The sequence below is a fragment of the Denitratisoma sp. genome (assembly GCA_032027165.1).
Classification (GTDB): domain Bacteria; phylum Pseudomonadota; class Gammaproteobacteria; order Burkholderiales; family Rhodocyclaceae; genus Desulfobacillus.
The window spans coordinates 1,075,363-1,094,413 of record JAVSMO010000001.1 but is presented as its reverse complement, the minus strand read 5'-3'; the positions used below and the strand labels follow the sequence as shown (position 1 = coordinate 1,094,413).

Sequence of the window (19,051 nt, the reverse complement as noted above, 5' to 3'; positions counted from 1 at the left end):
GCTGACGCTCAGTCGTTGCCTTCGGCTGCGATCAGCGCGGCGCCGAGGGCGCTGACATATTCCGGCATCTCCGGCAGATGCACCTTTTCGACCCCGAGCGCCCCTTTCAGGGACTGGACGAAGCCTGGATTGTGAACCATGCCGCCGATCAGGATCACTTCATCCTCAATGCCGACGCGGCGCACCATGGCGCAGACGCGGCTGGCCACGGCATCCAGCACCGCCTTGGCGATGTCCTCTTTCGGGGTCGCGGAGTGGATCAGCGAAACCACCTCGGACTCGGCAAACACCGTGCACTGTGCGTTCATCGGGATGGTCTTGTCGGAGCGCAGGCTGGCTTCGCCGAATTCCTTCAGGCTCAGCTGCAGGGCGCGCGACATGGACTCCGCAAAGGCGCCCGCGCCGGCGGCGCATTTCTCGTTGCCCGCGAAGTCCACCACCTTGCCCTCGGCGTTGGCCTTTACGCCGCGTCCCTCCTCGGCGCCGACATCGACCACCGTCTTCGCCGTCGGGCACATGAACACTGCGCCGCGGGCCCCGGCACCCACCTCGGTCACATCCGAAGTGGCAAACTTGACCTGTTTGCGCCCGGCCCCGGTGGCGACGACCTTCTTGACCTGGTCGCGCGACAGGCCGGCGCCCTTCAGCGCGTCCTCGAAGGCCTTGTCGGCTGCCTGGTCGGCGTCGAGATCCTCCGGGAACATGATGTGCTTGCCCTTGACGCCCCAGCGCAACTGGGGGGCGCCGTCCACCTTCAGCTCCTCCAGGAACACCACCTTGACGGTGCGGGAGCCCATGTCGATGCCAGCGGTAATCATCTTTTGCTTCCTCCTTGCTTAGATCAGGCGTGCGCGAATTCGCGCTTGAGGCCGAGCGTTTCCATGAACGAGTCGACGCGGTTCTGCGTGCGGCCGAGGTCGAATTCGCGCTCGTCGCCCATGTTGCCCTCGAATGTCATCACCGGGATGCCGGCGGCAGCCAGGCCGAGGCGGTTCTCCATGATGCCGAGCGAAAGGCCCTCGCAGCCGCGGTTCAGGTGCAGCATCACGCCGTCGACCTGCCATTCCTTGACGATGGTCTTCATCATCTCGGTCTTCAGGCGCGGATCGTAGAAGTGCTGCCACTGCGGCTTCGACAGGTTCCAGTCGGCGTACAGGCGCATCGCCTGCTCGCGGGTGTTCATTTCGATGCCCTTCTCCCAAGGCAGGGTACGCGGACCCCAGGTACCGTCCGGCTTGGTTTCCCAGATGCCTTCCAGGCCGAAGGTGTAGAGCGAGCCGATGGAGACGGCGCCGAACTCCTCGAGGTAGCGGAACACCTTGAGGAAGCCCCAGGGCGGCTGCGTGTCGGACATGACGCGGCAGCGCTCGTTGGGCACGGCGGCGATGCCGCGCTTGACGCGGTCCTTCACCTCGTCGAGGCACTCCTGGTAGAAGTCGGCGCACCACTTCGACGACTTCGACAGCGTCGCCAGCACGTAGAGCGAGTACATGGTCTTCTCGTCGAGCGGCGCCGGCTTGACCTTGTTCTCGCAGCAGATGGCGGCCCACAGGGAGGTGGAACGCATCTCGTTCTTCACCGCCTCGATGAACAGCTCGTCGTTGAACTTGCGACCGGTGGTCTTCTCCAGCCACTCGACGGCTTCCAGGCCCTGGTTGGTGACGTAGTCCAGGCGCTCGGACGTCATCTCGTTATAGGGGCCGACGGAGACGTCGATGAAGAAGGTCGGCGTATCGTGCTCCAGCTTCGACGCCGCCTGGTACCACTTGGCGTGGGAGCAGCAGATCTGCGTCTGGAAGTTGAAGTCGGGCTTGGGGAACTCGCCGCCGAACGGATACTTGTTCAGGATGATCGAGCCCCAGTAGGTGCGCATGTAGGCACACAGGTCGCGGGCGAAGCCGTAGGACTCGGCCGCATCCTGGCATTCCTTGTTGAATTTCTTGTCGATCGCGATGGCGGCGCCGTAGGGCTCGCCGGTCAGCGAATAGACGTCATTGCCGAGGCCGGCGGGAATCGCGTCCAGCGCCCAGGCCGAGCCGGACCAGCGGATGCCACCCTTCTCCTTGGCCTTGGCGAAGTTGATGTAGTACTGCTCGCGCAGCTCCTTGGCCTTCTTCCAGCACTTGAGCGGCTCGGTCGGATAATTTGCCATTTCGTGTTGCTCCTCTTCTCTCTCGTCCTGATCAGAACAGCTCTTCTTCACCCAGCGTCTCGAGGAAGGCCTCGATGCGGATGCGGAACGGCCCGAGCGGGTTGGTGATGTCGAACTCCAGGAACAGCGTCGGGATGCCGTTGGCCTCCAAGTGACGCTTCAGGTCCGGGTAGTCGCCCTCGTGCGGATCGCAGAATTTCTGCTGCAGGAAGACCGCCGCCCTGGCGTTGTAGTCCTTGGCCAGCTTCAGCACATGGTCGAAGCGGGTGTGCGCCGGGTAGTCCTTGGTCGGGCAGGCCGGCCGCTCGCAGTAGCGGTCGGCAATGGTGGCGATCGGGTCGTCCTGCACGCGCGCCTCGTTCCAGAAGTAGCGGGTGCCCGAGCACTGGTCGTCGATGACGATGGTGGATCCGACAGACTCGACCATGGCCATGAAGGACACGTCGTCGTTCTCCGAGCCGATGGTCATGAAGCGGATCCCCTCGGGACGGTCGTTCTTGCGCTTCGGCAATTCGGCCAGCACGCGCTTGAGCTCCTTGTTGTGCTCTTCCTTGTCCACGAACTGGGCGGTGATCGATGCGTAGAGCGCCTCGACACCGGTGACGCGCGGGTTTGTTTCCTTGCGATACTCGAACAGCTCGCGCAGCAGGCGGCGGTTCTCGTTGACGATCTCGATGCCGCGCTTGAGGTCGGCATCCGGCAGCTTCCTGCCGATGACGCCTTCCATGTACTCGCGGAACTTCTTCACTTCCGCGTAATGCTGGGCGCGGGCGAAGCGCGACTGCACTTCGTTCGGCATCGGCAGGTAATAGTCCCACTTGACGGTCGGCACGTGCATGCGCCAGGAATTGAAAGCCTGGCGGTACTGGATGCACGACTGGGTCAGCGTCACGCCCTCGCAGTATTCGTAGCGGCCGAGCAGACCCTGCGCCAGCGAGTCGCGGCAGAACGGGCAGAACATGCCGAAGATGTGCGGCTCGGTCACGTTCTGGGGTTCATGGGCGCCCAGCACGCGAACCGGCAGCATGCCGGCGGCGATCAGGATTTCCTCGGGCGTGTAGGTGCACATGGTTGCCACGACCTGGCCGCCGGTACGGCTCTTCCAGGCGCGGGCATAGTCGTGGCGCTTTTCGTACCACTCCTTGAACTGGTCAAACAATCCGCTCATCGTCGATCCCCTGGTGTTTGGCGCGAGAGCCTGAGCCCTTCACGCCGTTGTTCCTCGTTGTATGCATTATCATGCGTTTGCATTAATTACTATGCATGATAAAGCATTGGTGCCGATTCTAGAAACCATTTTGGCCGCAAGGTTTGACCTGCATCAAGAAAACCGCATTATCCGGATAAAAGCGTACTAAATAATTTCTGAAGAGGAAGGATAAATAAGCAGTTACGAATACTCTGGATGACAACCCGGAATTCGATCCCATCCATTAATCTTTATTTGGCATGGCAGACGGAGATTTAATTGGCGGCTTGAGGCTAGTTCGACGGAAACGATATCAATCCTTATTTTTCATAATGTTATAATCCAAGTGGAAATACAAAGGCCTGTATGTGCGGAAGGTTTTTGCGTTTTCGCTTGACGCAGATCAAATATAGGGATGCATCTCCTCTCCTAGAATCGCCACAATGCATTCTAATACCTGCTAAATTATATGCATGCGCTATTTTGCATGCATATAAACGCAGGATGCGAGGGAAGCCGAACATGGAAACAATCACGCAAACGGTCAGATGGTGGAAGCCCGCCGCGAAGACGGCCCCGCCCGCGTCCTTGGTAACGATCACCCTGGACGGCAAGAAGGTCGAAGCGCCCGCAGGGTCTTCCCTGCTCTCTGCCGCTACCGCCGCCGGCATCTACATTCCCTCGCTGTGCGCCCATCCGGATCTGCCGCCTTCCTGCCAGCGCGGCGCCGGCGACAGCGGCTGCAACCTCTGCGTCGTCGAGATCGCGGGCAGTTCCGGCATGCGCACCTCCTGCTCCATTGCCGTGGAGGACGGCATGGTGGTCGCGACGAAATCGCCCGCCATCGACAAGCTGCGCCAGGAGCGCATCGCCAAGATCCTCGGCAACCATCCGCACAACTGCCTCACCTGCCCGCAGCGCGAGGGCTGCAGCCGCACCACCTGCTCCTTCGGCAACCCCGTCGAGCAGCGCTGCTGCTCGATCTTCCATACCTGCGAGCTGCGCAAGGTGTCCGACTACATCGGCATCCCGGCGACGACGCCGAACTACAAGCACATCCAGCTGCCCGTCATCAAGGACGAGCCCTTCTACGACCGCGACTACAACCTGTGCATCGACTGCCGCCGCTGCCTGGTGGCCTGCAACGAAGTGCGCGGCGTCGGCTGCCTCGAGGTGAAGGAGACCGAGGGCCGCAAGTGGGTCGGCACCATCGCGCCGACGCTGATCGAGTCCGGCTGCAAGTTCTGCTCGGCCTGCGTCACCGTCTGCCCGACCGGCGCCCTGATGGACCGCACGCTCGACGTGGCGCGCAAGGAGGAGTCGCAGGTGCCCTGCAAGCACACCTGCCCGGCCGGCATCGACGTGCCGCGCTACGTGCAGTTGGTCGGCCTCGGCAAATATTCCGAGGCCGTCGCCGTGGTACGCGAGAAACTGCCCTTCCCCGGCATCCTCGGCCGCGCCTGCTTCTCCCCCTGCGAATCGGCCTGCCGCCGCAAGCACCTCGACGAGCCGGTGTCGATCCGCAGCCTGAAGCGCATCGCCGCCGACAACGACACCGGCCTCTGGCGCCAGTACTCGAAGCAGCTGCCGCCGACCGGCAAGAAGGCCGCCATCATCGGCGCCGGCCCGGCCGGCCTCACCGCCGCCTACTACCTTGCCAAGAAGGGCCACAGCGTCACGGTGTTCGACGCCCTGCCTGCCGCCGGCGGCATGGCGCGCTACGGCATTCCCTCCTACCGCGTGCCGCTGGAGGTCATCGACAAGGAAGTCGCCGAGGTGACTGCTCTCGGCGTCGAGATCCGCTACAACAGCCGCGTCGAGAAGATCGACGACCTCTTCGCCCAGGGCTATGAGGCGGCCTTCATCGGCATCGGCGCCCAGGGCGGCGACAAGCTCGGCCTACCCGGCGACAACCTGCCCAACGTCATCGACAGCCCGACCTTCCTGCGCGCCGTGACGCTCGGCCTCATCGGCACGCCGGGCACCGACATCGTCATCGGCAAGAAGGTGGCCGTCATCGGCGGCGGCAACGTCGCCACCGACAACGCCCGCTCCTCTCGCCGCTTCGGCGCCGAGGTGGACATGGTCTATCGCCGCACCCGCGAGGAGATGCCGGCGCGCGAGGACGAGGTGCAGGGCTGCATCGACGAGGGCGTCAACCTGCGCTTCCTGCTGGCGCCGAAGAAGATCGAACTCAACGAATCCGGCTCTTCGCGCCTGAGGATCACCTACGCCAAGATGGAACTGGGCGAGCCCGACGCTTCCGGCCGCCGCCGCCCGGTGGAAATCCCCGGCAGCGAGTTCACCGAGGACGTCGACCTGGTCATCGCCGCCATCGGCCAATACCCGAAGAAGCATGAGGGCTTCGGCGTGCAGACCGACGGCAAGGGCCGCATCACGGTGCGCGCCGATTCCATGCTGACCTCGAAGCCGGGCGTCTATGCCGGCGGCGACTGCGTGCTCGGCCCGTCGACCCTGATCGAGTCCGTCGCCCAGGGCCGCATCGCCGCGGCTGCGATGGATAGTCAGCTCGGCGGGGACGGCGACATCGAGGAGACCCTGCTGCCCGACTGGGACACCGACCCGCACATCGGCCGCGACGAGGGCTTCAACCAGGTCAAGCGCTTCCACCCCATCTTCATCGACCCGGCCAAGCGCAACAACTGGGACGAAGTGGAGCTCGGCTTCGACGAGAAGACGGCGCAGGCCGAGGCGCTGCGCTGCCTGAAGTGCAACCTGGCGGCGAAGATCGAGGACATGGTGCTGCCGCCCGAGTCGTGGCTGGAACTCAGCGAGGGCAACGTCGCCGGCGTCACCACCGAATCCGGCGTCTACCAGCTGCTCGATGCCGACAAGAAGGTGCTCGCCATCAAGGGCGTGGAGAACCTGCGCGAGGGCCTGCAGGGCATGATCGGCAAGTCCGACGAGGCCAAGTACTTCGTCTTCGAGGAGGCGCCCTTCTTCAGCCAGCGCGAGAACCAGCTGGTGCAGGCCTTCATGGAGCAGTACGGCGTAATGCCGAAGGGCGTCGGCGCCGACGAGATGGACGACCTGTTCTGAACGAACGGAAATAGGGGAGCAAATGGAACAATTCAAGTTTCTCGAGTACACCGTCGCCGATGCGCTGGCGACCATCACCATCAACCGGCCGCCGCACAACGTCCTCGACATCGCCCTGATGGAGGAACTGAACCGCGCGCTGGACATCGCCGCGCGCGAAGAATCCGCCAAGGTGCTGATGATCACCGCCGCCGGCGAGAAGGTGTTCTCCGCCGGCGTCGACGTCATGGACCACACGCCGGACAAGGTGGTGCAGATGATCGACGTCTTCCACGGCATTCTCAAGCGCCTGATGGTGTTTCCGCTGCCGACGGTGGCGGCGCTCAACGGCTCGGCCATGGGCGGCGGCTGCGAACTGGCCATCGCCTGCGACATGGTGGTCGCCACCGAGGACGCCAGGATCGGCCAGCCGGAGATCAAGCTCGGCGTCTTTCCGCCCATCGCGGCGATCCTGATGCCGCGCATCATCGCCCTGCCGAAGGTGATGGAACTGCTGCTCGGCGGCGGCCTGATCACCGCCCAGGAGGCGCTCGGCCTCGGCCTGCTCAACCGCGTCTTCCCGCGCGCCAGCTTCGCCCAGGACACGCGCGCCTTCCTCGACCAGTTCCTCGGCCTGTCGCGCGTCGCGCTGATGTACACCAAGAAGGCGGTGCGCGAGGCGGCCGGCAAACCCTTCTTCGAGGCGCTGTTCACCGTCGAGCAGATCTACCTGAAGGACCTGATGGCCACCGCCGACGCCGTCGAAGGACTGAACTCCTTCATGGAAAAGCGCAAGCCGGTCTGGCAGAACAAATAAATCCACTGGAGGAGCGATGATTCCGAAAACCATCCAAACCTGGCAGATGACCGAGCCGGGCAAGCTCGTGCGCACGGAGATCCCGATGCCGGCGCTCGGGCCCGGCGAGGCGCTCGTCGAGATCCGCGGCTGCGGCGTCTGCCACACCGACCTGTCCTACTTCTACATGGGCGTGCCGACGGTGCAGAAGCCGCCGCTCTCCCTCGGCCACGAGATTTCCGGCGTGGTCGTCGCCGGCGACGACCCGCGCCTGGTCGGGCAGGAAGTCATCGTGCCGGCGGTGCTTCCCTGCAACAACTGCGAGATCTGCCGCTCCGGCCGCGGCAACCGCTGCCTGAACCAGAAGATGCCGGGCAACTCGATGGGCATCTACGGCGGCTACTCCAGCCACATTCCGGTGCCGTCGAAGGACCTCTGCGTCGTGCATGGCCGCGGCAACATCCCGCTCGAGCACCTCTCGGTGGTGGCCGATGCCGTCACCACGCCCTACCAGGCGGCCAAGCGCGCCAACCTGAAAACCGGGGACCTGGTCATCGTCATCGGCGCCGCCGGCGGCGTCGGCAGCTTCATGACGCAAACCGCCAAGGGCTTCGGCGCCAAGGTGGTGATCGGCATCGACATCAACGACGAGAAGCTCGAGTTCATGAAGGGCTATGGCGCCGACGCCGTCATCAACCCGAAAGGCAAGAGCGCCAAGGAAGTGAAGGAGCTCTTCAAGGCCATCTGCAAGGAGAAGGGCGTCCCCTCCAACTACGGCTGGAAGATCTTCGAGGTGACGGGAACCAAACCCGGCCAGGAACTGGCGCTGTCCCTGCTCTCCTTCGTCGGCACCCTGGTCATCGTCGGCTACGGCACGGACGAAACCTCCTACATGCTGTCGAAACTGATGGCCTTCGATGCCGAGTTGATCGGCACCTGGGGCTGCCCGCCCTCGGCCTACCCGCAGGTGCTCGACATGTGCGTCGACGGCCGCATCGCGCTCGGCCCCTTCGTCGAGACGCGGCCGATGAGCCAGATCGAGCAGGTCTTCGACGAAGCCCACCACGGCAAGCTGAAGAAGCGCGTCGTGCTCACCCCCGATTTCTGAAGCGAACACGAAACTAACAGGAGAAACCACATGGCACTCGAATGGCTGCGCCGCGACAACGAGCTGAAGGACCACCAGCTCTTCGACAATTCCCACTTCGGCAAGGAAGCGCCGACGGTGATCTACGAGGAGCGCCCGGTCCTCGACGAAAAGGGCGCCAAGGTCGACGGCCTCTACTCGGCGTGGATCTGGCTGAACAACCCGTCGCAGTACAACTCCTACACCACCGAGATGGTGAAGGGCGTCATCGCCGGCTTCCAGCGCGCATCGAGCGACCGCAAGATCGTCGCCGCGGTGTTCACCGCCGTCGGCGACAAGGCCTTCTGCACCGGCGGCAACACCGCCGAGTATGCCGCCTACTACTCGCGCCGGCCGAATGAATACGGCGAATACATGGACCTCTTCAATGCCATGGTCGACGGCATCCTCAACTGCAAGAAGCCGGTAATCTGCCGCGTAAACGGCATGCGCGTCGCCGGCGGCCAGGAGATCGGCATGGCCACCGACATCACCGTCTCCTCCGACCTCGCCGTGTTCGGCCAGGCCGGGCCGAAGCACGGCTCGGCGCCGGTCGGCGGCTCGACCGACTTCCTGCCCTGGTTCCTCTCGATGGAAGATGCCATGTACAACTGCATCTCCTGCGAAACCTGGAGCGCCTACAAGATGAAGTCCAAGGGCCTCATCACCAAGGCCGTGCCGGTGCTGAAAAAGGACGGCAAATGGGTGCGCAACCCCCTCGTCCGCACCGACACCTACGTCGACGACGGCGAGATCGTCTACGGCGAACCGGTGTCGAAGGACGAAGTCGCCAAGGCCAAGGAACTGATGGCCGCCTGCACCACCGACTTCGAGCAGCTCGACGCCGAGGTCAACCGCCTCGTGTGGAAGTTCGCCAACCTGTTCCCGAACTGCCTGATCAACTCCATCGACGGCATCCGCGGCAAAAAGAAGTTCTTCTGGGACCAGATGAAGCTCGCCAACCGCCACTGGCTGGCCGCCAACATGAACCACGAGGCCTGGCTCGGCTTCAACGCCTTCGATGCCAAGAAGCCCACCGGAAAGGACGTCATCGACTTCATCAAGTTCCGCCAGCTCGTCGCCGAAGGCGCCCTCTTCGACGAGAAATGGGCAGAGCAGGTGATGGCGAAGCCGAAAGGCTGAGGCTGTCCGGCCCGCTTCGGCGGGCCTTTTTTGAATTTCCAGGCATTCGCGAATTGACTTGCCCGGATGCAATGTATACAGTATCCAGAGTAACGCCGAGCCCCCGGAAACAGGAGTCCGGCACTAAGGAGGACAGACGTGACCCGACCCGGTGAACTCAAGCTCAAGCACCTCTTCCAGCCCGGCCAGATCGGCAAATACAAGACCAAGAACATGGTCAAGTACGGCGCCTGCTGCGTTTCCAACTACAACACCCGGGACGGCTACATCACGCCGCGCGAACTGGCGCGCATGCGCGTCATCGCCGCCACCGGCTGCGGCATCATCACCAACCAGGGCGCTTATCCGGATCCGCTCGGCGAAGGCAAGTCCTACTTCCGCCAGGTGGCGATCTTCGACGACAAGTTCCTGCCGCAGTTCGAGACCATCGCCCAGTACATCCACGACGGCGGCGCCGTGGCGATCCAGCAGATCCTCCACGCCGGCCGCTACGGCGGCATCGACCTCGGCTACTGCGTGCAGCCTTCGGTGGTACCCCAGACCCTGCCGCACTTCCGCCCGCCGCGCGAGCTGACCAAGGAACAGATCAAGGCCGTCGTCCAGCAGCACGCCGACGCCGCCAAGCGCGCCATCCGTGCCGGCTTCGACGGCACCGAGGTCACCAGCTTCATGGGCTACCTGCTCGCCAACTTTAACTCGCGCTTCACCAACCAGCGCACCGACGAGTACGGCGGCTCGCTGGCCAACCGCGGCCGCTTCATGCGCGAACTGATCGACGCCATCAAGCAGGCTACGCCCGAGCACCCGCTGGTGATCCGCCTCAACGGCGCCGAGCTGATGGACCGCTGGGGCGGCAACACCGAGGATGACTGCTTCGAGCTGATGCAGCAGGCCGTCGACTGCGGCGTCGACATGATCTCCGTCACCGTCGGCTGGCAGGAAGCACCGGAGTCCTCCATCGGCCGCGACGTGCCGCCGGGCCACTGGAACTACCTCTCGGCCAAGGCCAAGAAGCTCTTCCCGAACACCCTGATCACCTTCGGCAACCGCCTGCCCGACCCGCGCATGGCCGACGAGTGCATCCGCGACGGCGTCTTCGACTACTGGGAAGTCTGCCGCCCGCTGCTCGCCGACCCGGAGCTGATCCACAAGGCCGCCGAGGACCGCCTCGACGAGGTGCGCCGCTGCATCGGTTCCTTGAACTGTTTGTCGCGCCTGTTCCGTGATTTGCCCTACACCTGCGCCATGAACCCGGCGCTGGGCCACGAGGTCGAGCCCGAGTACGCCATCACCGAGGCGGCGGTGAAGAAGAAGATCATGATCATCGGCGCCGGCCCCGCCGGGCTGGAAGCCGCCATCACGGCGAAGAAGCGCGGCCACGACGTGACCATCTACGAGAAGGGCGACAAGATCGGCGGCAGCCTGCTCGGCTATGCCGGCAACGACCTCGCCCGCCCCGACGACCTCTTCAGCGTGGTGCGCTACTACGAGACCATGGTGAAGAAGCTCGGCATCGAGGTGAAGTTCAACACCGAGGCCAACGCCAAGTTCATGAGGAGCGTGCTGCACCAATACGACGTCTGCCTCGTCGCCGCCGGCGCGCGCACCGACATGGCGGCTTACCGCCACATCGAGGGCCACGAGCGGCTGGTCGATGCGCTGGAAGTGGCCAAGGGCAACGTCAAGGCAGGCAAGCGTGTCGTCATGATCGGCGGCGGCAAGATCGGCCTAACGCTCGCCGAATCCCTCAAGAAGCAGGGCCACGAGGTGGTCCTCGTCGAGGAGGAGAAGCGCATCGCCGGAGACGTCATGCCCTCCTTCAAGTGGCGCCACACTGCCTGGATCGAGGAACTGGAGATCCGCACCCTCACCTCCTCGCAGCTCACCAAGGTTACCGAGGACGGCGCCCGCGTCAGGAATGCCAAAGGCGAAGAGACCTTCCTCCCCGCCGACACCGTCATCGTTTCCGGGCCGCGCAAGCCGAATCACGACCTCTTCCACGAATTCCAGTGGATGGTGGATGAACTGCATGGCGCCGGCGACACGGTGATCGCGCGTGGCCTCGACGCGGCGATCCACGAAGGCTACCGGCTCGGCTGCCGGATCTAGGGCGTTCATGCAAGCGGGACGGCACTTTGCTTCATCTTTACACGCCCATAAGGCGTGTATACAGTATCCACCGTACAGGGCCGATTCATCCAATCCATCCCGCAGCGGAGGACCATCCGTGGTTACGTCCATCAAGCCGCTCCAACGTCCCCTCGCCCTCGGCGATCAGGTTTACCAGACGCTCCGCGCCCACCTTCGCGACGGCACCATCGTCGCCGGGCAGCCGCTGCAGGAAGTCCAACTGGCGGAAAAACTCGGCGTCTCGCGCACCCCGGTGCGCGAGGCCCTGACGCGACTGGCCAGCGAAGGCCTGCTCGCCTCCGACGGTCGCAGCTTTGTCGTGCCTGCCCTGACCTTGAAGGATGTCGAGGACATCTACGAGGTGCGCTTCCTCCTTGAGCCGGCCGCCGTGCGCCGCGTCGCCGAGACGACCACCGACGCGGCGGTCCGCGCCCCGCTCGACGAAGCGCTCGCCGCAGCGATGGCCGCCTACAAGGCGGAGGACGCCGACGCGTTCCGCGAGGCCAATATCCGCTTCCGCAATGCCTGGAAGGACCTGGTGCCGAACCGCCGCATGGTGCGCGCCATCGAGCAGTACGCCGACCACATGATGCGCATCCGCGCCCTGACGCTGGGCGACGCGAAGGTGCGCAACATCGTCCTCAAGGGTCTCAAGCGCATCGCCGAGGCGCTCGCCGCCGGCGACGGCGATGCCGCCGCCGGCGCCATGCGCGACCATCTCGGCGAGGCGAAGCGCTGCTTCATCGCCGCCACCGGCCTGGATCGTCCGGACAACGAAACCAACAAGGAAAACGCATGAGCTACAAGGCCGAAATCCCCTACGGCGCCTACTGGAGCACGCCCTTCGCGCGCTGGCAGGGCAGTTTCGCCAACCTGCACAGCATCGAGTTCGCCGCCCACGTCGCGAAGAACGAACTGGCAAAGCGCAACATCGACCCGAAAATCTTCGACTACGGCGCGCTCGGCTTCTCCGTGCCGCAGAAGCATTCCTTCTACGGCCTGCCCTGGCTCGCCGGCCTCGTCGGCGCCGGCCAGGCCGGCGGCCCGACCCTGATGCAGGCCTGCGCCACCGGCGTGCGCACCCTGCTCGCGGCGGTGCAGGAGATAGAAGTCAGTCTCTGCAGCACGGCGCTGGTGGTCAATTGCGACCGCACCTCCAACGGCCCGCACCTCTACTACCCGAACCCGAAGGGCCCGGGCGGCACCGGCATCGCCGAGGACTGGGTGATGGACAACTTCGGCTGCGATCCGCTCGGCCGCCACTCCATGCTGCAGACGGCGGAGAACGTGGCGAAGAAGCACGGCATCGGCACCGCCGAGCAGCACGAGGTGGTGCTGCGGCGCGAGGAGCAATATCGCCAGGCACTGGACAACGGCGCCGCCTTCCTCAAGCGCTTCATGACCCTGCCCTTCGAGGTGCCGGCGCCGAACTTCAGGAAGACCGTCGGCACGATGGAGGCTGACGAGGGCATCAACCACTCGACGGCGGAAGGCCTGGCCAAGCTGAAGCCGGTCATGGAAGGCGGCACGGTCACCTTCGGCGGCCAGACCCACCCGGCCGACGGCAACGCCGGCATCGTCGTCACCACCGCCGCAAAGGCGCGCGAGCTCTCGCGCGACCCGAAGATCGCCGTGCGCCTGCATGGTTTCGGCCTGGCCCGGGCCCCGCTCGCCTACATGCCCGAGGCCACCGTGCCCGCGGCGCAGCGCGCGCTCGAGCAGGCCGGCAAGTCGATCAAGGACCTGGCCGTGATCAAGACGCACAACCCCTTCGCCATCAACGACCTGTTCTTCGCGCGCGAGACCGGCGCCGACCTGAAGAGCATGAACAACTACGGCTGCTCGCTGGTCTGGGGCCACCCGCAGGCACCGATGGGCACGCGGGCGATCATCGAGGTGATCGAGGAACTGGCCCTGCGCGGCGGCGGCTGGGGCCTGTTCACCGGCTGCGCGGCCGGCGACACGGCGATGGCCGTGGTGCTGGAAGTGACCGGCGCCTGAGGCCTGGCCGACATGATGCGTCTCACAGAATGGATCGACCACCATGCCGGCGCAACGCCCGGCAAGACGGCGATCCGTTTCGGCGGCCAGGACATCAGCTATGCTGCGCTGGCGCAGAAAATCGAGCGGCTCGCCTCGGCGCTCGCCGCCGCCGGCGTCAGGCGCGAAAGTTGCGTGGCCTGGCTCGGCTACAACAGCCCGGAGCTGCTGGCGCTGCTGTTCGCCTGCGCCCGGCTCGGGGCGATGTTCATGCCGCTCAACTGGCGGCTGGCCGCCCCGGAGCACAAGCAGATGCTGGAGGACTGCCCGCCTGCGGTGCTGTTCGTCGAGCCCGACTTCGTCGCCCAGACGGAACCCATCCTTGCCGAACTCGGCGATCTGCGCAGCGTCGTCATGGGCGGCCCCCGCGCAGGCTGGCAGGCGTGGGAAGCCTTTTACGCAACCGGCACTGCAGCCGCGCCGCGCGCCGAAGCCGACCCGCATTCGCCCCTGCTGATCTGCTATACCTCTGGCTCGACCGGCAGGCCGAAGGGCGTGCTGCTCTCCCAGGACGCGCTCGCCTGCAACGCCGTCAACAGTGCCGACATGCACGACCTGACGGCGGAGGACCGCATCCTCACCACCCTGCCGCTGTTCCACGTCGGCGGCCTCAACAACCAGACCACGCCGGCACTGGCTGCCGGCGCAACGGTGGTGCTGCATCCGCGCTTCGAGGTCGAGGCCACCTTCGACGCCATCGCACGCGAGCGCATCACCCTTACCGTGCTGGTGCCGGCCCAGCTCGACATGATGATGGCGCACCCGCACTGGCAAAGCGCCAACCTCTCCAGCCTGCGCTCGATCACCACCGGCTCCACCATCGTCCAGGAGCGCCTGATCCGCGCCGTGCATGCCCGCGGCGTGCCGCTGATCCAGGTTTATGGCTCGACCGAGACCTGCCCCATCGCCGTCTATCTGAAGGCCGCCGACGCCGAGCGCAAGCTCGGCTCGACCGGCAAGGTGGCGGCGCACTGCCGCATGCGCATCGTCGACGATCTCGACCGGGACGTGGCTGCTGGCGCCACCGGCGAGATCCTGATCCAGGGGCCGAACGTGATGAGCGGCTACTGGCGCAACCCGCAGGCCAGCGCCGACGCGCTGCGAGGCGGCTGGTTTCACAGCGGCGACATGGGCCACCTGGACGCCGAAGGTTACCTGACCGTCGACGGCCGCAAGAAGGAAATGATCATCTCCGGCGGCGAGAACATCTATCCGGCCGAGATCGAGAACGTGCTGCTCGACTGCCCCGACATCGCCGAAGCCTCCGTCGTCGGCCGGCCCGACCCGCGCTGGGGCGAGATCGTCGTCGCCGTGGTGGCGCCGAAGGAGGGCCGCCGCCTCGAGGCGGAACAGGTGCTGCGCCTGTTCGAAGGCCGCATCGCCCGCTACAAGCATCCCAAGGAAGTCGTCTTCGTCGGCCAGCTGCCGAAGACCGCCCTGGGCAAGATCCGCAAGGAAGACGTGCGCCAGATGGTGGCGCGCGAGACAACTGCCTGAACAAACATCTCGTGCCAATGCATACGGAGCCAAACTCATGGCATTAAAGATCGGAATCGACGTCGGCGGCACCTTCACCGACTTCGTCGTCACCCGCGACGGCGAGGAGCCGGCGATCTTCAAATCGCTGTCCACCCCGTCCGACCCGTCCATCGCCGTCGTGAACGGCCTCACCGACATCGCGGCGGCGCAGAATCCGCCGATGACGCTGGAAGCCTTCGCGCCGACCATCGATACCATCGTGCACGGCACCACCGTCACCACCAACGCCACGCTGACGCACACCGGCGCCAAGTCCGCCCTGCTGACGACGGAAGGCGTGCGCGATGCGCTGGAGATGCGCCGCGGCATCCGCGAGGAACAGTACAACAACCGCTACGCCAACGTGAAGCCGCTGGTGCCGCGCTACCTGCGCGCCGGCATCAAGGGCCGCCTCGACCGCGCCGGCCGCGAAGTGGCGCCGCTCGACCTGGCGCAGGTGTGCGAGGCCATCGCCCTCTTCAAGCAGGAAGACGTACAGGCCGTGTCTGTCTGCTTCATGAACTCCTTCGCCAACCCGGCCCACGAGCAGGCGGCGGCGGAGATCGTGAAGAAGGAGATGCCCGGCGCCTACCTGTCGGTGTCCACCGACCTGCTGCCCTCGATCCGCTTCTACGAGCGCATCAGCACCACGGCGCTGAATTCCTACGTCGGCCCCAAGCTCAACCACTACCTCGATCAATTGGTCGGGCGCCTGAAGGGCATCGGTTTCAAGGGCCTCCTGCTCATCATGCAATCGAACGGCGGCGTCATCTCGCCGCAGCTGGCGCGCGAGAAGGCGGCGCTGACCCTGCTCTCCGGCCCCGCCGGCGGCCCCGGCGCCGGCCTCTTCTACGTGCGCCCGCACGGCCAGGACAAGTGCATCACCACCGACATGGGCGGCACCAGCTTCGAGGCCTCGGTGGCGGTCGGCAGCCCGATGATCAAGAACGACGGCGAGATCGCACGCCACAAGATCGCCCTGCCGATGCTCGACATCCACACCATCGGCGCCGGCGGCGGCTCGATCGGCTGGCTCGACGAGGGCGGCCTGCTGCGCATGGGCCCGCAGAGCGCCGGCGCCGACCCCGGCCCGGCCTGCTACGGCAAGGGCGGCACCCTGCCCGCCACCACCGACGCCAACGTCGTGCTCGGCTACCTCGACCCGAACTATTTCGCCGGCGGCAAGATGAAGCTCGACGTCGCCGCCGCGCGCAAGGCGATCGAGACGCACATCGCCAAGCCGATGGGCCTCAGCATCGAAGAGGCTGCCGCCGGCATGTACCGCGTCGCCTGCAACAACATGGCGCAGGGCGTGCGCGAGGTGACCATCAAGCGCGGCTTCGACCCGCGCGAATTCCCCTTCATCCCGGCCGGCGGCGCCGGCCCGATCCATTCCTGCCTGATCTGCGAGGAGCTGGAGATCCCCTTCCAGATCGTGCCGCGCGAGTCCTCCGTGCTGTGCGCCTTCGGCATGCTGATGAGCGAGCTGAAGCACGACTTCGTGCGCACCTTCGTCGCCCGCCTGGAAGCCATCGACTGGCCGCGCCTGGCGAAAATGCTCGACGAGATGTCGGCCGAGGGCGCGCGCCAGCTCACCGAGGAGCGCATCCCCGAGGCGCGCCGCCGCCACGACATCAAGTTCGACTGCCGCTACATCAAGCAGTACCACGAGGTCTCCTTCCTGGTGCCGCGCGAACTGATCGACAAGCGCGACGTCGCCGCCATCGCCCGCCTCTTCCACGACGAGCACAACCGCCTCTACGGCTATTCGCTGGAGCAGGAGAACGCACCGATCGAGATCATCAACGTGCGCGTGCAGTCCATCGGCTTCACCGACAAGCCCTCCTACCGCGAGGAAGCCTGGGCCGGCGCCGACGCCTCGAAGGCCGTCAAGGGCCGCCGCAGCATGTACATCCCGGAAACGAAATCGTTCCTCGAGGTGCCGGTCTACGACGGCCACAGGATGCGCCACGGCAACCGCATCGCGGGCCCGGCCATGATCGAGCAGGAGACCACCGCCATCTTCGTCAGCGATTCCTTCGACTGCGTGGTGGACGCCCTCGGCTCCTTCGCCCTCTTTCGCAAGGGGCGCGAAGACCTCGTCAAGTCGTGTTTGAGCAAGGAAAAGGTGACCGCATGAGCGCCAAGATCGACCCCATTCTGTTGTCGGTGTATGCGCGGACCTTCAAGTCCATCACCGACGAGATGAGCATCTCGATGGAGCAGACCACCCGCTCGCCCATCCTGTGCGAGGCCAAGGACTACGTCACCGGCCTCTACGACGGCGACGGCAACATGCTCGAGCAGACCGAGAACCTACCGATCCTCGCCTTCTCGCTGGCGCCGGTGTGCAAGTACATCAAGGACTACTTCGGCGACGACCTGCATCCCGGCGATGTCATCTTTCACAACGACGTCTTCAGTCTCGGCAACCAGAATAACGACGTCGCCGTGTACAAGCCGATCTTCCACTCCGGCAAGCTGGTCGCCTGGACCGCCGTCAAGGGCCACCAGGCCGACATCGGCGGCAACGTGCGCGGCGGCTACAACCCGAACGCCGTAGAGGTCTGGCAGGAGGCGCTGCGCATCCCGCCGATCAAGGTGGTCGAGAAGGGCAAGCTGCGCAAGGACGTCTGGAACCTGATCTTCGCCAACATCCGCCTCGACATCGTGCAGCACGACATGAAGGCCGAGATGGGCGCCTGCACCGTCGGCGAGCGGCGCCTGCTGGAACTGCTCGACAAGTACGGCCTGGAGAGCTACGAGTCGCACAAGCAGGCCCTCTTTGAGGCGACGCGCAAGATGATGGAAGCCGAGATCGCCAAGATCCCCAACGGCAAGTACAGCGGCGAAGGCTTCATCTACTACGACGGCCGCCACGAGGGCAGCAAGTTCACCATCCGCGTCGACATCGAGGTCAGGGACAAGCACATCAAGTTCGACTACTCGCGCACCGACGCCCAGACCAACGGCTTCGTGAACGGCACCTTCACCTCGAGCGCCTCCGCCACCATCCTCACCTTGCTGCAGATGGTGAACCCGGACATCCCGCACAACGAAGGCATGGTGCAGCCGATCGAGATCGTCATCCCCGAGGGCACGGTGCTCAACGCCGCCTACCCGAAGGCCACCACCTTCGGCAACCACCTCTGCCCGCCCAACGCCGACGCCATCCAGCGCGCCTTGGCGCCGGTGATGCCCGACCGCGTCACCGCCGGCTGGAACAACCTGCTGTGCTCGCTCACCACCGGCACCGACCCGGAGAAGAACGAGCAGTACGTCGACATCGGCTTCATGGGCCTGAAGGGCGGCTCCGGCGCCATGCAGGGCATGGACGGCTACGACCACATCGGCATGATCGACGCCTCCGGCGGCGTGCTCGACCAGGACTACGAGATGTTCGAGCAGCAGACGCCGCACCGCCTGGTCAAGCACGAGCTGCTCACCGATTCGGCCGGCGCCGGCGAGTGGCGCGGCGGCCTCGGCGTGGAAACGATTTTCGAGATCGGCTCCGAGGACACCCAGTTGGTCACCTTCGGCGACGGCGACTTCGAGCCGGCCTTCGGCCTGTTCGGCGGCAAGGACGCCGGCCTCAACTTCATCCGCCTGCACTATCCGGACGGCAGCACGGTGGTGCCGAAGAACAAGGATCTCATCACCGGCGTGCCGAGGGGCACCGTCTACCATCAGGTCGCCAGCGGCGGCGGCGGCTACGGCGACCCGAAAAAACGCGACCGCAAGGTATTGGCCGAGGAGATCCGCAACGGCGTGATCTCCAAGGAGGCGGCGATGCGGGATTACGGCATGACGGAACAGGAGTTGAAGTGAGATCTTCTCTGGAGTCGAGGTGGGTGCGCGATCGGGACGGCGGGGTGTTCTGCTGCGCTCATGTCCCCCGGCAGCAGCCTGCGGCCGCTG

At 65.2% G+C, this 19,051-nt stretch carries 13 protein-coding genes; 10 read left to right on the top strand and 3 right to left on the bottom strand.

Annotation, left to right across the window (positions count from 1 at the left end; translation table 11 throughout):
• Positions 1–8: 8 nt before the first annotated feature.
• From ROZ00_05315 to bzdN, 3 genes are read right to left on the bottom strand one after another with little or no spacing between them, the layout of a single operon-like run.
• Complete coding sequence (locus ROZ00_05315) at positions 9–818, bottom strand: acyl-CoA dehydratase activase (protein ID MDT3735624.1); 810 nt, start codon at positions 816–818, stop codon at positions 9–11.
• 23 nt (positions 819–841) lie between these two features.
• Positions 842–2,152, bottom strand: coding sequence for a benzoyl-CoA reductase, bzd-type, subunit O (gene bzdO / locus ROZ00_05310; protein ID MDT3735623.1), 1,311 nt, complete (start codon positions 2,150–2,152; stop codon positions 842–844).
• Positions 2,153–2,183: 31 nt separating this feature from the next.
• Entirely contained in the window at positions 2,184–3,320 is a 1,137-nt protein-coding gene (gene bzdN / locus ROZ00_05305) for a benzoyl-CoA reductase, bzd-type, subunit N (GenBank protein ID MDT3735622.1), read from the bottom strand.
• Between the two features lie 543 nt (positions 3,321–3,863).
• On the opposite strand from bzdN, the gene ROZ00_05300 reads away from it, so the two are divergent.
• From ROZ00_05300 to ROZ00_05255, 10 genes are all read left to right on the top strand, one after another.
• A complete protein-coding gene (locus ROZ00_05300; GenBank protein MDT3735621.1) occupies positions 3,864–6,401 on the top strand; it encodes an FAD-dependent oxidoreductase in 2,538 nt (845 codons plus the stop codon).
• 22 nt (positions 6,402–6,423) lie between these two features.
• On the top strand, positions 6,424–7,197 hold the full coding sequence (locus ROZ00_05295) for an enoyl-CoA hydratase/isomerase family protein (protein MDT3735620.1): 774 nt from the start codon (positions 6,424–6,426) through the stop codon (positions 7,195–7,197).
• Positions 7,198–7,213: 16 nt separating this feature from the next.
• Positions 7,214–8,284, top strand: a complete 1,071-nt coding sequence (gene had, locus ROZ00_05290) for a 6-hydroxycyclohex-1-ene-1-carbonyl-CoA dehydrogenase (GenBank protein ID MDT3735619.1) — start codon at positions 7,214–7,216, stop codon at positions 8,282–8,284.
• Between the two features lie 30 nt (positions 8,285–8,314).
• Positions 8,315–9,445 carry a 6-oxocyclohex-1-ene-1-carbonyl-CoA hydratase gene (gene oah, locus ROZ00_05285; GenBank protein MDT3735618.1) on the top strand — a complete coding sequence of 377 codons (1,131 nt, stop codon included), beginning with the start codon at positions 8,315–8,317 and terminating at the stop codon, positions 9,443–9,445.
• Positions 9,446–9,583: 138 nt separating this feature from the next.
• Positions 9,584–11,554, top strand: coding sequence for an NAD(P)/FAD-dependent oxidoreductase (locus tag ROZ00_05280; GenBank protein ID MDT3735617.1), 1,971 nt, complete (start codon positions 9,584–9,586; stop codon positions 11,552–11,554).
• 118 nt (positions 11,555–11,672) lie between these two features.
• On the top strand, positions 11,673–12,374 hold the full coding sequence (locus tag ROZ00_05275) for a GntR family transcriptional regulator (protein MDT3735616.1): 702 nt from the start codon (positions 11,673–11,675) through the stop codon (positions 12,372–12,374).
• Positions 12,371–13,576 (top strand): thiolase family protein, encoded by a 1,206-nt coding sequence (locus ROZ00_05270; GenBank protein MDT3735615.1) that lies wholly within the window; start codon positions 12,371–12,373, stop codon positions 13,574–13,576. Before ROZ00_05275 ends, ROZ00_05270 begins: the two co-directional genes overlap by 4 nt.
• Positions 13,577–13,588: 12 nt before the next feature.
• Positions 13,589–15,112: a long-chain fatty acid--CoA ligase gene (locus ROZ00_05265; GenBank protein ID MDT3735614.1), complete on the top strand. Its 1,524-nt coding sequence runs from the start codon at positions 13,589–13,591 to the stop codon at positions 15,110–15,112.
• Positions 15,113–15,149: 37 nt separating this feature from the next.
• Positions 15,150–17,273 (top strand): hydantoinase/oxoprolinase family protein, encoded by a 2,124-nt coding sequence (locus ROZ00_05260; protein MDT3735613.1) that lies wholly within the window; start codon positions 15,150–15,152, stop codon positions 17,271–17,273.
• Positions 17,270–18,961, top strand: coding sequence for a hydantoinase B/oxoprolinase family protein (locus ROZ00_05255; protein ID MDT3735612.1), 1,692 nt, complete (start codon positions 17,270–17,272; stop codon positions 18,959–18,961). Before ROZ00_05260 ends, ROZ00_05255 begins: the two co-directional genes overlap by 4 nt.
• Positions 18,962–19,051: the final 90 nt, after the last annotated feature.

Excerpts from the sequence above, each read along its gene's own strand:
- ROZ00_05315 (MDT3735624.1), bottom strand. The coding sequence starts at position 818 with ATGATTACCGCTGGCATCGACATGGGCTCCCGCACCGTCAAGGTGGTG.
- bzdO (MDT3735623.1), bottom strand. The coding sequence starts at position 2,152 with ATGGCAAATTATCCGACCGAGCCGCTCAAGTGCTGGAAGAAGGCCAAG.
- bzdN (MDT3735622.1), bottom strand. The coding sequence starts at position 3,320 with ATGAGCGGATTGTTTGACCAGTTCAAGGAGTGGTACGAAAAGCGCCAC.
- ROZ00_05300 (MDT3735621.1), top strand. The coding sequence starts at position 3,864 with ATGGAAACAATCACGCAAACGGTCAGATGGTGGAAGCCCGCCGCGAAG.
- ROZ00_05295 (MDT3735620.1), top strand. The coding sequence starts at position 6,424 with ATGGAACAATTCAAGTTTCTCGAGTACACCGTCGCCGATGCGCTGGCG.
- had (MDT3735619.1), top strand. The coding sequence starts at position 7,214 with ATGATTCCGAAAACCATCCAAACCTGGCAGATGACCGAGCCGGGCAAG.
- oah (MDT3735618.1), top strand. The coding sequence starts at position 8,315 with ATGGCACTCGAATGGCTGCGCCGCGACAACGAGCTGAAGGACCACCAG.
- ROZ00_05270 (MDT3735615.1), top strand. The coding sequence starts at position 12,371 with ATGAGCTACAAGGCCGAAATCCCCTACGGCGCCTACTGGAGCACGCCC.
- ROZ00_05265 (MDT3735614.1), top strand. The coding sequence starts at position 13,589 with ATGATGCGTCTCACAGAATGGATCGACCACCATGCCGGCGCAACGCCC.
- ROZ00_05260 (MDT3735613.1), top strand. The coding sequence starts at position 15,150 with ATGGCATTAAAGATCGGAATCGACGTCGGCGGCACCTTCACCGACTTC.
- ROZ00_05255 (MDT3735612.1), top strand. The coding sequence starts at position 17,270 with ATGAGCGCCAAGATCGACCCCATTCTGTTGTCGGTGTATGCGCGGACC.